The 13,828-nt window shown below is 43.5% G+C and carries 13 protein-coding genes and 1 pseudogene; 7 read left to right on the forward strand and 7 right to left on the reverse strand.

All coding sequences use genetic code 11. The features are described from left to right. Window positions 1-58 precede the first annotated feature (58 nt). Complete coding sequence (locus V7O63_RS03405) at window positions 59-793, forward strand: 4Fe-4S binding protein (protein WP_340820121.1); 735 nt, start codon at window positions 59-61, stop codon at window positions 791-793. On the opposite strand, the gene V7O63_RS03410 is transcribed toward V7O63_RS03405, so the two are convergent. The 5 genes from V7O63_RS03410 to hisF all read right to left on the reverse strand — a co-directional run bounded on the left by V7O63_RS03410 (window position 774) and on the right by hisF (window position 4,369). After that, complete coding sequence (locus tag V7O63_RS03410; protein ID WP_340820122.1) at window positions 774-1,409, reverse strand: class I SAM-dependent methyltransferase; 636 nt, start codon at window positions 1,407-1,409, stop codon at window positions 774-776. The genes V7O63_RS03405 and V7O63_RS03410 overlap by 20 nt on opposite strands. 436 nt (window positions 1,410-1,845) lie before the next feature. Then, a complete protein-coding gene (locus V7O63_RS03415) occupies window positions 1,846-2,160 on the reverse strand; it encodes a hypothetical protein (protein ID WP_340820123.1) in 315 nt (104 codons plus the stop codon). Then, window positions 2,157-3,128, reverse strand: a complete 972-nt coding sequence (locus V7O63_RS03420; RefSeq protein ID WP_340820124.1) for a hypothetical protein — start codon at window positions 3,126-3,128, stop codon at window positions 2,157-2,159. The genes V7O63_RS03415 and V7O63_RS03420 overlap by 4 nt, the downstream gene beginning before the upstream one ends. Window positions 3,129-3,228: 100 nt before the next feature. Then, on the reverse strand, window positions 3,229-3,516 hold the full coding sequence (locus V7O63_RS03425; RefSeq protein ID WP_340820125.1) for a MazG nucleotide pyrophosphohydrolase domain-containing protein: 288 nt from the start codon (window positions 3,514-3,516) through the stop codon (window positions 3,229-3,231). Window positions 3,517-3,547: 31 nt separating this feature from the next. After that, entirely contained in the window at window positions 3,548-4,369 is an 822-nt protein-coding gene (gene hisF / locus V7O63_RS03430) for an imidazole glycerol phosphate synthase subunit HisF (RefSeq protein WP_340820126.1), read from the reverse strand. A gap of 283 nt (window positions 4,370-4,652) precedes the next feature. Between hisF and V7O63_RS03435 the strand changes: the two genes are divergently transcribed. The 6 genes and pseudogenes from V7O63_RS03435 (at window position 4,653) to V7O63_RS03460 (ending at window position 12,417) form a co-directional block, all read left to right on the forward strand. Continuing rightward, a complete protein-coding gene (locus tag V7O63_RS03435; protein WP_340820127.1) occupies window positions 4,653-6,080 on the forward strand; it encodes an RNA-binding domain-containing protein in 1,428 nt (475 codons plus the stop codon). 165 nt (window positions 6,081-6,245) lie between these two features. Next, the gene (locus V7O63_RS03440) at window positions 6,246-8,534 is read left to right on the forward strand and encodes a DEAD/DEAH box helicase family protein (protein ID WP_340820128.1); all 2,289 of its coding nucleotides are present in this window, start codon (window positions 6,246-6,248) and stop codon (window positions 8,532-8,534) included. 32 nt (window positions 8,535-8,566) lie between these two features. After that, window positions 8,567-9,325, forward strand: a pseudogene (locus V7O63_RS03445) (class I SAM-dependent DNA methyltransferase). Between the two features lie 16 nt (window positions 9,326-9,341). Then, window positions 9,342-10,016, forward strand: a complete 675-nt coding sequence (locus tag V7O63_RS03450; RefSeq protein ID WP_340820781.1) for an N-6 DNA methylase — start codon at window positions 9,342-9,344, stop codon at window positions 10,014-10,016. Next, the gene (locus V7O63_RS03455; protein WP_340820129.1) at window positions 10,013-11,713 is read left to right on the forward strand and encodes a restriction endonuclease subunit S; all 1,701 of its coding nucleotides are present in this window, start codon (window positions 10,013-10,015) and stop codon (window positions 11,711-11,713) included. The genes V7O63_RS03450 and V7O63_RS03455 overlap by 4 nt, the downstream gene beginning before the upstream one ends. Before the next feature lie 56 nt (window positions 11,714-11,769). Further along, window positions 11,770-12,417, forward strand: a complete 648-nt coding sequence (locus V7O63_RS03460; protein WP_340820130.1) for a hypothetical protein — start codon at window positions 11,770-11,772, stop codon at window positions 12,415-12,417. Between the two features lie 19 nt (window positions 12,418-12,436). On the opposite strand, the gene V7O63_RS03465 is transcribed toward V7O63_RS03460, so the two are convergent. Further along, window positions 12,437-13,144, reverse strand: a complete 708-nt coding sequence (locus V7O63_RS03465; RefSeq protein ID WP_340820131.1) for a DUF1614 domain-containing protein — start codon at window positions 13,142-13,144, stop codon at window positions 12,437-12,439. 185 nt (window positions 13,145-13,329) lie between these two features. Beyond that, a complete protein-coding gene (locus V7O63_RS03470) occupies window positions 13,330-13,812 on the reverse strand; it encodes a bifunctional nuclease family protein (protein WP_340820132.1) in 483 nt (160 codons plus the stop codon). Window positions 13,813-13,828: the final 16 nt, after the last annotated feature.

Below are 13,828 nucleotides of genomic sequence, written 5' to 3' on the forward strand. Positions count from 1 at the left end.
TTCAATGCCACATATCTTGAAAATATATCATGGAGTTCGTTACGGCAGGTGAGTATAATTGAACAGGCAGGAATTCAGGAAATTGCTTCTCATAATCTCGTTCTTTATGTTCCCGCTCACTATCTTCTATTTCTCTCCCTATATTATCGTTGATGCAGCATCAAAGGGAATAGTCTCCGGAAGCATGGTGGTCTTTGCATTACTTTTCCTTTCATCGCTTGTATTTGGCAGGCTGTGGTGCGGATGGTTCTGTGCCTCAGGAGCATGTCAGTCAATATTGATACAGGTCAACGGAAAAGATGCAAAGGGTGGAAGGTATGACCTGATAAAATATCTGATATGGACGGTCTGGATCTTCATTATAGCATTTCTGGCTGCTTCTGCCGGAGGACTGCATACTGTCAATTTCTTCTATCACACAGAGAACGTGGTATCAATTGACCGCCCGCTGAAGTTCATTGTCTATTATGTGGTGATAGCTGTGCTGTTGGTTCTTTCACTGGCATATGGCAAAAGGGCTGGCTGCCACTACATTTGCTGGATGGCACCATTCATGGTCATCGGAAGGAAGATAAGGAACATCCTGAAGTATCCTTCCCTGAGGCTCAAAGCGAATAAAGATGATTGTATCAACTGCAGGAAGTGCAGCAAGATCTGTCCCATGAGCCTTGATGTCAATGCCATGGTGAGCAACGGGAAAATGGAGAATTCGGAATGTATCCTCTGCGGGGAATGTGTTGATACGTGCCCTAAAGATGTGATAAGTTACTCCTTCAGTTCAGGTGTTGAGTGAATCCCCGGTCAAATGTTGAGAACTCTTCCTTTATGTGAAGTTTCATCTCATCGATGATCTCATCACCGGCTTCAGGCGGCATATTCTCAAATATCTGTGAGAAATAGGCATCGAAGTCAGGTACTTCTGATGAGAATACCACGTCCTTCAGGTAGAACCTGCCGCCATCCTTTAGCATGGAATTTATATTCCTCAAAGCGGTGAGTTTCCAGAAATCCGGAAGATGGTGCAATACAAGCTGGGTAACAACCGCATCGAACTTCTTTCCTTTCGGGTCGAATGTCAGGAAACCTGCCCTGCCGAATTCAATGTTATCCCTGCCTCTTGTCTTTGCTTTCTCTCTGGCGAAGTCAAGCATTCTCTGGGAAATATCCAATGCAAGGACATGTTCGCAGTGTTTTGAAAGCTCAATGGAGAATTCGCCGGTCCCGCATCCTATCTCCAGTATACTGTGTTCCGGCTGGATGTCAATGAGCTTTATCATGGTCTCAGCCTCTTCGGCTATATTCCTGATAGTTCTCATCTTCCTGTCGTAGTTCTGAACCTCTTCTTCACTTGAGTAATCGGTTCCTATCTGTACGAGTTCATTATAGTACCATTCAGGTAGTTCTTTCATAAGGCCCCTCTCTTTCTTATTAGAACAATTGGAGTATCTTTCAATTGAATAAGTAATTGGTGACAGGTTTTAAGTGCGTGCTGTTGCACAAAAAGTTCTTTGTAGAATTCTGTTAATTGCGACTTTGAACTCAGTAATTTTCAATAACTGTATTAGTTCAATAGTCTTCAGGATAGCAGCAAAGGAACGTGCCACCTGAGGCGGGTGGTTGCATTGTTCTTTGTTAATCAATGATTTTTTGCAGACCATAATGAACACAAGGGTACAGGGAATCTTAAGTTTGACTGATCAGAAGTCATGGATAACTTTACCGTTCCGGAGGACCCGGCGAAGCCGGCACGATCCCACAAGATAAAAAATACGTCCCCTAACCTTTTTTTCGACAGAGCCTAAAAAGTGAGGATAAAAAGAGAATTGAAGTGAAAAAAGGAGATCTTCACTTCTTTTCCTTTGTCAGCAGGTACCTCTTGAGGATGATTATTCCGATACCTATCACGAACAGGTAGTACAGTGACCTGAAGATGGGCCTGTACTGGTATTCGAACCATGTGTATATTATCTCATCAACAGAGAAGTATAACTGTAGGGTCGAAAGAGCGATGACAATACCTACCAGCAGAAGCATTCCGCTCTTGAAATAATCCTCGCTTGTCCTTTCCTTCTTCTCTTTCTCCGGCTTTGTGTCCGTCTCCGGAGGAACCGTTACTTCTTCTTCTTCTTTCGTTTCCCCGATGTTCTTCTCATCGTTCATTGTGATCTCCTCCTTATGATATATAGTGCTGCTAGCAGTGATATTGCCATGAATGTTGCCGTGAATCCCGGACTTTCCTCTTCTGCGGTCTCTTCAGCATATTCCTCATATGCCCAGTCGTAGTCATCTTCCACCACAAAATCAGCAGTATTGACATTCTTGTTCTGGACCAGCTGGTCCCTGTCAATTACTTTCTCAGGGTTGAGTTGCACATAGTCCTCACCGGTCTGGACAACGGTGTTCCCGTCCCATATGCTGACCTCCACAACGTAATTGTAGTTGTCAGGGACGGTGAGGTTGACACCTCTGATGATGGTCTCCTCGGGTCCTATCTCTCCTGAACTTGTCCATTCCTTGTCTGCAATGAGCCTTGCATCCATTTCCCTTGCCTTCACAAGTATGCGATAATCTTCAGTGGTATCAACACCTTCATTCTTGAGATAGATATCATTCTGGATGACAACGCCACTGGAGCTTGCTTTCCTTGCTATGAAGTCGATGCCCTCTATCTGGATACCCGTTTCCTGCTGGTCCGTTGGCAGCCTGTCCAGTCCGGAAATTGTCATCCAGCGGTCGTATCCCATCTCGCCTTCATTTACGATGGTGGTACTGATACGATAACTTCCGCTTTTTGGAAGCCGTATCATCTGGCTTATTGCCTTCGTTTCATCCTCCTTTATCGGTCCGACATCTGCTTCCTGCTTCAGTTCAAGCAATCCGGTCTGTTCGCTGAAAGCCTTCAGCATGATCGTTGCATTGCCATCGCTGTCAGCTCCCCAGTTCTCTACATATGTTGTGACATTGAGCCAGACATAGGTGCTTTTGACACTATCCGCTGCCATCTCGATGTCCCTGATCCCCAATTGTGCATCCGGTTCCTCGAACTCACGCAGGCATCCGCTGGATGCTGCTGAGAACAGGATGATCAGCAAAATGAGGAAAGAATAAACTGAACGTTTCTGTATCATTATATCCCCGGATGAATAGAAGCGAGGATATTATTTATACATTATTAATTAATTTGTATATACACAAATTTAGTGAAAAAAGTAAAAATGGGATAGGATATCAATCCGTACAGATGCACGGATTCTTCTTACATGTGGGACACATGTCAGGATACTTTTCCAGAAAAGCAGCTTCAAGGTCTATATCATAGAGGTTTGCAATTGCACCTATCCATGCAAAACAGTCTGCAAGCTCTTCTCTAAGGTTATCCATGTCCTCCCTGCGGACGGCCTCTGCAAGTTCGCCGACCTCTTCCACAAGCCAGAGAGTGGTGGCTGCTGCACCTCTTCTCCTGTCATTGTGAGCGTAGAGGTCATACATCCGTTTCTGGAATTCGGATATTTCCATTTTCCTTCCCTTCCTATGGAGATCAGGTGGCTTATAGCCTTACAGGAATGTCCTTTTTCCTGAGGTGTTCCTTGACGTCCTTTACAGTGTACTCGCCAAAGTGGAATATGCTTGCTGCAAGCGCTGCATCGGCCTTTCCGTTGGTGAATCCCTCGTACATGTGTTCGGGATTGCCTACACCGCCTGATGCGATGATAGGTATCTCAAGCTCCTCGGAGAGCTTCTTTGTGATAGGGATGTCAAAACCGTCATAGGTTCCGTCCCTGTCCATGCTGGTGAGCAGTATCTCACCGGAACCGAGTTCCTCTACCTTCTTTGCCCACTGAACTGCATCCAGGCCTGTTGGCTGCCTGCCACCGTAGATAACGACCTCGTACCATGCAGGTGTGCCGTCCTCAAGTTCAAGGATTGTCTTGTCAGGATTGTTCTCCACGTCAAGGTTCCTTTTGCAGTCGATGGCTGTGACGATGCACTGGGCACCGAATATCTCTGATGATTCCCTGATGAGTTCAGGGTTCTTAACAGCAGCAGTGTTTATGGAAACCTTGTCCGCTCCTGCTCTAAGTATCTGGCGTATGTCCTCGATGGAGTTGATACCGCCGCCAACAGTGAGGGGGATGAAAACCTCGTCTGCGGTCCTCTCGATGACCTTTACCATTGTCCCTCTGCCCTCATGGGATGCGGTTATGTCAAGGAATACAAGTTCATCTGCACCCTGTTCGTTATACTGCTTGGCGAGTTCCACAGGGTCCCCTGCCTTTCTCAGGTCTACGAATTCTATTCCCTTGACAACAGTTCCGCCTTCCTCATCGAGCGTAACATCAAGACATGGTATGATCCTTTTTGTGAGCATGTGACTTTTTCCCTTTCACTGCAATTGATTATTGGTGTCTGCCTTGGTAGCTGGCAGATGGTAGTTTGATAAGAAGATATCGAGTTTTTATTTAATACTTCTTGTTGTGTGGGCGGAATGCAATTACAAATGTATCATTTTCTTACGTGGCGTTCTATTTTTTAGATTATTGTAAAACTAATAAATATGGGACTTAATCAGTAAATTTTTATACCGCAGGGGAGCTATGAATTACAACTCATATTTTTTCTATGGGTTAATGTTCGTTGGTGAGTTATCAATTATGGCTTCTGATTTTGTAATACGCGAGAAAGAACTTGATTACACTCTTCCATTAAAGGAAAGTGAGATTCTTGAGTTGAAAAGATCGACCTCTGAGCTCAAAGAGGCTATTATCTCCATTGTTGCTATGCTGAACAAGCATCAGGAAGGAGAGATTTATTTTGGTGTAAAGGATGATGGAACTGTGCTGGGGCAGGAACTCGGCAGAAAAACATTAAGGGACATATCAAGGGCTATAGCTGATAATATTGAGCCTTCAGTTCATCCTTTTGTCTATCAGGTGGAAATTGAAGACAAGAAGTGTATACTTGTGGAGTTTTCAGGCTCAAATGTGCCATATTTTGCTTATGGCAGGGCTTATGTAAGAGTTGCAGATGAAGACAGACGTCTTAGTATCCATGAACTTGAGAATATGATACTGGAAAAGAATCGGAACAAGTTGCGCTGGGATACTGAAGTTTGCAAGGATGCTACTCTGGATGACATAAGTGATGAGAAGTTCATTTCTTTTATGAAAGGTGCTGGAAGGCTGTACAATGATGACCTGTACGGTTCTATGAACAAACTGAAACTTCTTTCAGATGGCAAGCCTACTAATGCGGCAGTCATTCTTTTTGGAAAATCTCCTGAGGATCTTTTTCCTAACGCAAGGTTGAGATGTGCTGTTTTTGCAAGGGAAGATACGTCTCTTATTGTTGATATGCAGGACTTTTCCGGGAATCTGTTTTACCTGATAGAACAGGCTGAGAAGTATGTGCTTTCAAATATCCATGTGGGCATGGGACTTGATGGTATGAAACGTGTCGATGTTCCGGAAATTGAAAAGTACGCACTGAGAGAGGCTATTGTCAATGCTTTCTGTCACAGGGATTATTTCGAGTATGATTCTGTTAATGTGGCAATATTCAAAGACAGGGTTGAGATAAGGAATAAAGGGCGCCTCTATGGTGGATTGTCAGTTGAATTGATTCGTTCTGGAATGTTCTCAGAGCGCAGGAATGAGCTGATTGCAGATATCTTTCATGAAGCCGGACTGGTCGAAAAATGGGGTGCTGGCATCCGTAAGATTTTGGATGCAGAGCCGGAAACGACCTTTGAAGAAGTTGGCACACAGTTCATCGTAACTTTCAAAAGGACTACATCTGAGGTTCTTGAAAGTGAAACAAGAGATTCATTGCATGAAAAGGTCGGTGATAGGGTCGGAGAAAAGGTCGGTGATAGGGTCGGAGAAAATCTCACACCAAATCAACGAAAGATTATTGACCTTATTTTGGAAGACCCTTTCATTTCTGCCAGATTGTTATCCGGGTCAGTCGGCATCTCCCAGAGGAAGATAGAGATGAATGTCGCCAAATTAAAGAAAAAAGGTCTTCTCAGGCGTGTAGGTCCAGCAAGAGGCGGCCATTGGGAAGTTATCGATGGTGAATAAGGCAGTATTTAAATCTACGAACAGTATGTGGAATTATGGTCTAAGGAGTTTTAGGCTAATATATCTTTATTTTTGGTAATCTCTACTAATTAATTTTTTATATGCCAATTGCATTTTTACGTATGAAGTATTTCATGAAGTACTCGATATTTTTGGGAACGGAAAATGACTGATATTGACAAAAGAAGCCTCAGTGAAAGAGACATCTGTACTAAGTACATCACTCCTGCAATCAAAAAAGCAGGGTGGAATCTGCATACTCAAGTACGTGAAGAAGTGTTTCTGACAGATGGAAGGGTTATTGTCGATGGCCAGAAAGTTTCCCGTGGAACAAGAAAACGTGCTGATTATGTTCTTTACTACAAGCCCAACATCCCATTAGCTATTGTTGAAGCTAAGAAAAATGAATATGAAGTCGGAAAAGGGATGCAACAGGCACTTGAATACACTCAGATGATGGAGTTACCTTTTGCTTTTAGTTCCAACGGTGATGCTTTTCTTTTTCGGGACAATTCAGGAAACTCTGACCTTGTAGAAAAAGAACTTCCATTGGATAGTTTCCCTTCGCCTGAAGAGTTATGGGAGTCTTATTGTAAATGGAAAGGTATCGATGAGATTGAACATACTTCGATAGATCAGGATTACTATTCAGATCTCACAGGTAAAAGTCCGCGATACTATCAGGTGAATGCAATAAACAAGACCATAGAAGCTATATCCAAAGGTCAAAACCGTATTTTACTTGTGATGGCTACTGGGACTGGAAAGATGTATACAGCATTTCATATCATCTGGAGGTTATGGAAATCCAAAGTTAAAAAAAGAATTCTTTTCCTCGTTGACAGGGATGTTCTTGCCAGTCAGGCAAAAAACAAGGATTTCAAGCCTTTTGGCAATGCAATGACAAGAATAGATAAACGGAAGGTAGACACATCTTATGAGATCTACCTGTCCCTATATCAGGCTGTTACCGGCTCTGAAGAAGAGAAAAATATCTATAAGCAGTTCTCAAAGGATTTCTTCGACCTTATTGTTGTAGATGAGTGTCACCGGGGCAGTGCTGATGAGAATTCGGCATGGAGAGAGATTCTGGAGTATTTTGATTCTGCAACCCAGATAGGGATGACGGCTACACCAAAGGAAACGAAGACCGTTTCAAACATTGAATATTTTGGAGAGCCGATTTACACCTACTCACTGAAACAGGGTATTGAAGATGGTTTCCTCGCGCCCTATAAGGTCATCCGTATTGACCTTGACAAGGATCTGCAGGGCTGGAGACCTGAAAGGGGGCAACTGGATAAGTACGGCAGGGAAATTGAGGACCGCATATACAACCAGAAGGATTTCGATCGCAAAGTTGTTCTCGAGAAAAGGACTGAGATCGTTGCCAGAAAGGTCACTGAGTTCCTTAAAGCTACCAATCGTTATGATAAGACCATTGTTTTCTGTGAGAACATCGATCACGCCGAAAGAATGAGACAGGCTATTGTTAATGAGAATCCCGACCTTGTGGATGAAACTAAATATGTGATGAGGATCACAGGTGATGAAAAGGAAGGTAAAGCTGAACTTGATAATTTCACTCTGCCTGAATGCAAATATCCTGTCATTGCCACGACATCAAAACTCCTGACCACCGGTGTTGATGTGCAGACCTGTAAACTCATTGTGCTTGATAAGAGAATCCAGTCCATGACCGAGTTCAAGCAGATAATCGGTAGGGGAACTCGTATCCATGAGGAATATGAGAAGCTCTTTTTTACGATAATGGATTTCAAGAAGGCTACGGAATTGTTTGCAGACCCTGACTTTGACGGGGAACCTGTTGACATTTATGAGGGGAAGGCAGATGTTCCTCTAAAACCGAGTTTACCGGGCCATAAGATCAAACCGTACAAGGTTCCTGATGTGGGAGTTTCCATTGTGGCTGAAAGGGTTCAGTATTATGGAACTGACGGGAAGCTTATCACTGAATCGATCAAGGATTATACACGCAAGACCCTGCTTGATGAATTCGAATCCCTTGATATGTTCCTGCAATACTGGAGTGATAGCGGCAAGAAGATGGCAATAATTCAGGAGCTTGAAGATAAGGGTTTGATGCTGGATGCCCTTGCAGAGGAGATCGGCAGGGAATACGACCCGTTCGATCTTATCTGTCATGTTGTGTTTGACCAGCCGCCACTGAGTCGTAAGGATAGGGCGAATAATGTCAGGAATAATGGTTATTTTGCTAAATACGGGGAAAATGCACGTGCTGTTTTGAATGCTCTTCTGGATAAGTATGCGGATGAGGGCATAAGGAATCTTGAGGATATGGATGTTCTGAGGGTGAAGCCGCTTAACGACCTTGGAACGCCTATGGGGATCATCAAGCTGTTTGGTGGCAAGCAGAATTTCATTGATGCGGTTTCGGAAATGGAAACACAATTATACATGGCTGAAGCTTAATGTAGCAGGAACCGCAGGTTGAAGGTAAAACGATGTCAATTAGTACCACTATCAAAAGCATACAGGACATAATGAGGAAAGACGCGGGTGTGGACGGAGACGCACAGCGTATCAGCCAGCTCGTATGGATGATGTTCCTCAAGATATTCGATGACAGGGAAGAAGAATATGAGTTGATTGAGGAGGATTACGAGTCTCCTATCCCTGAGCATCTGAGGTGGAGGAACTGGGCAAAGAACCCGGAGGGAATCACCGGGGAAGAGTTGCTTGACCTTGTGAACAATGACCTTTTCAAAACTCTGAAAGACCTTCAGTTCAATCCTGATTCCGACCCACGCGGTTTTGTGGTGCGCGACGTTTTTGAGGATTCATACAACTACATGAAGAACGGCACTCTGATACGTCAGGTTGTCAACAAGATCAATGAGATCGACTTTAACAGTTCCAAGGACCGGCACCTTTTCGGTGATGTGTACGAGAAGATCCTCAAGGACCTGCAAAGTGCCGGAAATGCAGGTGAGTTCTACACACCCCGTGCTGTGACCGAGTTCATGGTGTAGATGACGGACCCGAAGATAGGTGAGAGTATCCTTGACCCTGCCTGTGGAACTGGAGGTTTTCTCACTTCTTCTATCGAACACCTGAAAAAGCAGGTAGAAACCGTTGAGGATGAGGATAACCTGCAAAAATCTATCCACGGCGTTGAGAAAAAGCCACTTCCTCACCTGCTCTGTGTCACCAACATGATGTTACACGGCATCAAGAACCCCCTCGCAGATCAAGAGGGATAACTCCCTTGCAAGACCTCTGAGAGATTACAACCCATCTGACAGGGTGGATGTGATAATTACCAATCCGCCATTTGGAGGCACGGAGGAAGACGGCATTGAAACAGGTTTCCCGGCATCCTACCGAACAAGGGAAACAGCCGACCTTTTCCTTGTACTCATCGTTCACCTGCTCAAAGATAAAGGACGAGGCGCAATAGTTCTCCCTGACGGCACACTCTTCGGCGAAGGTGTGAAGACCCGCATCAAGGAGAAACTTCTCAACGAGTGCAACCTGCACACCATCGTGCGCCTGCCAAATGGTGTTTTCAATCCCTACACCGGCATCAAAACAAACTTGCTCTTTTTCACTAAAGGCGAGCCAACCAAGGAGATATGGTATTACGAACACCCATATCCTGATGGCTACAAGTCCTACTCCAAGACAAAACCAATGCGAATTCAGGAGTTCAAACCCGAAAAAGCATGGTGGGAAAACCGCGAGGAAAATGAGTTTACCTGGAAGGTCACAATCGACGAGATCAAGGCCAACAACTACAACCTCGATATCAAGAACCCCCACGTCACAGACATCGACCACGGCGACCCCGAAGAACTCCTCGCTGACTACAAAACCCTCCTCTCAGAGATCGAAGACACCCGCAACACCCTGAAAGCAGAACTCATGGCAGCCCTTGAGGGAAAGAACCCATGAACCCCGATTCCTTTTTCGAGAACTTTTCCCTGCTTGCAGAAACCCCAAACGGTATCCAGAAGCTGCGCGAGATGATACTGCAAATGGCAGTGCAGGGAAAGCTTGTACCGCAAAATCCAGATGATGAGCCTGCGGAAGTGTTGTTGGAGATGATTAGGGTTGAGATGGTGAGGTTGGCTAAGGATGGCATCATCAAGAAAAGTGCGAACTTGCCTTCGGTTGAGGTCGATGAAATAGCTTATGAAATTCCTGATAATTGGTATTGGACAAGGCTTGGAACAATAGGAATCATAAATCCAAAGAATAATGTATCAGATGATTTGGATGTTTCATTTATTCCTATGACTTTGTTATCTGAAAAATATGGTGATGATGTTGTTTATGATACGAGGTCATGGAAAGAAATTAAAAAAGGATATACGCATTTTGCTGAAAATGATGTTGTTGTGGCAAAAATAACACCATGTTTTCAGAATGGCAAATCTGCTGTAATGAAAGGATTGAAAAATGGCGTAGGTGCAGGTACTACAGAATTGTATGTATTTAGGTCAATAACAGAATATACCTATCCATATTATGTATTATTGTATTTTAGAAGCCCACAGTTTATTCAAAAAGGAATTACAAAAACAACAGGTACAGCAAATCAAAAAAGAATACCGCGTGACTATTTTTTGCAAAATCCATTTCCCCTTCCCCCTCTCGAAGAACAAAAACGCATCGTAGCCAAAGTCGACCAGCTCATGGAACTCTGCGACCAGCTCGAATCCCTACAACAGCAGAAGCAGGAAAGCCGCATTCATCTCAACAATGCTGCCCTCAACAAGATGCTAGAAACTGGCAGCCCGGAGGAGTTTGCAGAAAACTGGCGGCTCGTATGCGATAATTTCGGGCTGCTCTATGATAATCTGGAAAACGTGGAGAAACTGAGGCAGGCTATTTTGCAGCTTGCGGTGATGGGTAAGCTTGTGGAGCAGGATGACAGGGATGAGCCTGCTGAAGTGTTGTTGGAAAAGATTAGGGATGAAAAAGAGAAGTTGGTTAAAGAAGGCGAAATAAGGAATAGCAAACCACTACCATCAATTGAAAAGGAAGAAAATCCTTTTGAGTTACCACATAACTGGAAATGGGAAAGACTAGGAAATTTAGTTTCTTTGTTAGGTGATGGATTACATGGTACTCCAAACTACTCAGAGCATGGTGATTATTTCTTCATAAACGGGAACAATTTGAAAAACGGGAAAATTATTGTCAAAAGCAATACAAAAACAGTATCTTTGGAAGAATTCAATAAACACAAGAAATCATTGAATGAAAATACTGTATTGGTTTCAATAAATGGCACATTAGGCAATGTTGCTTTCTATAATAATGAAAAAGTAATCTTGGGAAAGAGTGCATGTTACTTTAATTTACTAGGCAATTTGGACAAATTTTATATTAAGATATTAATTGAGACTGGATATTTTTTGGATTACGCTTTTGAAAATGCTACTGGCAGTACAATCAAGAATGTTTCACTGAAATCTATGAGGTTATTTTTAGTTCCACTTCCTCCTCTCGAAGAACAAAAACGCATCGTAGCCAAAGTCGATCAGCTTATGGAACTCTGCGACCAGCTCGAATCTAACATAAGGCAGGCGCAGGAAGATGGGGAGAGGCTGATGGAAGCTGCAGTTAATGATCTTTTAGAATAAAAATTGATAATTCAATGAGCAGGAATTAACAAGATCACACTTTCTACAGTGGTAACATGGACGTTAAAGAAAGAATTGCTACAATTGAGTTTTTCATCGACAGCTCAAGATATCACTATGATATTCTCAAACAAAAATTATCAAATTCAAACAAACCTGTAGTTGATGAAAAGGGGCTTCGTAGTAAAACTGGAAAAGGCAGAATTGAATTTAGAATTCCTGTAGAATTCTCATATCAAAAGGGCTTTGCTGTGGAATTGTATGAATTCTATTCTTTCATCAGTTCAGTTATGGCATCAATTAATGGTATGATTGATTTAAAATGCAGGATTGTTGATGGTTATGATGCAGAGCATTCATTCTCTTTTGGTCAATATATGAATAAAAAAGCTATTAGAAAATTGCCGGACTTCAAAGAGTCTTCAATCCACGAATTAATTCTCCAAAATTCAGAGTGGATAGATGAAATAAAGGAAGCAAGAAATACAATTCAGCATAAACCAATACAAACATTTTTTCAGGCACAGTTGGTGTTTAAAGCAGGAGTTGACAGTCAAGATCAATTTAATGATGACAGTTATGTAGAAATGTATGTTCCTTTAATGCATGAAGAGCCAAAAGAAGTAATTCAATTTTGCAATGATACTTTGATAAATTTGGAAACATTTTGGGAATCCATAAAAATGGAGTGTTTGGACTTATAGTTGTTAATTATCTGATAAGTCATACCAACAACACCGCAATAACCCCAGCCAAAAACACCCCATCGAACGTCCCCGCACCGCCAATACTAACTACAGGTGCTCCCAGCTTAGTGATCGCGCGCATGTTCAGCAGGTCGGCTCCTATCAGGGTTCCCAGGGTGCCGCTGACATAGGCTACTGCAAAGATGAGTTCATGCTGTACGTGTCCCATTGAGACTACGAGGATCGAGCTCAGGGCTGCTGCAACAGGTGGGAGCAGGGCAGGGGTGACGATTCCCACACCTTTCACGGGTCTGGCAATCAGCTTTGTGACTATTGCCACCATGAGGGCGGCGTAGAAGGCATGTATCGCGGAATCGGGGAAGAGGCTCAGCAGGTAGAGGGAAACGATGGTCGGGATAAGTGCTCCGCCTACGTTGATGGCCACCGTTGTCTTCATGATGTGATTCTTTTTGAAGGGTACGCGATATGAGACCCCGAAGACCTTCACATACTTGTGGTCCTCGATCGGTACCTTTGACTCTATCGTTCTCAGGGGGATATTGATATGGCTTCCGATAAGCGAGGCAAGGAGCAGGATAAGGGCATCCTCCCATGAGAAACCTATCCTTGCAAAGGCGGTGCTCACAACACCGAAGAAAAGCAGGGATATGCTGAACGCCAGCACAAAAGTGAGTATCAGCGTGAAAATGAAATTAAAAGGATTATAGAATATCCGATGCCTCATAGAATAAAGTCCTGACCGACACTATATACTTTTTTGGGTCACCGGGTATTTCATTCAATGCAAAAATCAATTATCTGTGTGCATCTGCGTTACCTGCTGAACAAATGTTTAGCAGGCACTCAGCTCCGTAGGAGATGAGTGTATCTGTGGCTTGAATTAGAGAGGATTTCTACAGACCAGTATACCTATTCAAATCCTGTTATCGCCTTTGAGCCGGTGAAATTATCCTTGCTGATAGCATCACAGTTGAAGACCTCCTCGCTGATCATTATCGAGGCATCGTTCCTCAGTGCGATGGCGATGCAATCGCTGGGTCTGGCATCGAACTCCATAGTGGCGCCATCCTTTTTCAGTGTCATCCGAGCATAGTAGATATTGTCCACCTTGTCATCTATCAGCACCCTCTCCACTTCCGCATCAAGTCTTGAGAGCATAGCAACGATGAGGTCGTGTGTCATAGGTCGTGGCATGGTCTCTCCTTTAAGCACCGAATTTATCGACAGCGCCTCTGCCTGACCGATGTGTATAGGCATTATCATCCCTTCCTCATCCTCAAGCATCACCGCAGGTACAGCCTTTCCGAAGATGTTGATCATGAACACCCCCTTTACACTGACCGCCTTGATATCGTTCCCTTTTTCAATATTCTCGTCTGCACTATCATCCATTTTTTGTAACCTCATC

The organism is Methanolobus sp. WCC4 (assembly GCF_038022665.1).
In the GTDB taxonomy this organism is placed as follows: Archaea; Halobacteriota; Methanosarcinia; order Methanosarcinales; family Methanosarcinaceae; genus Methanolobus.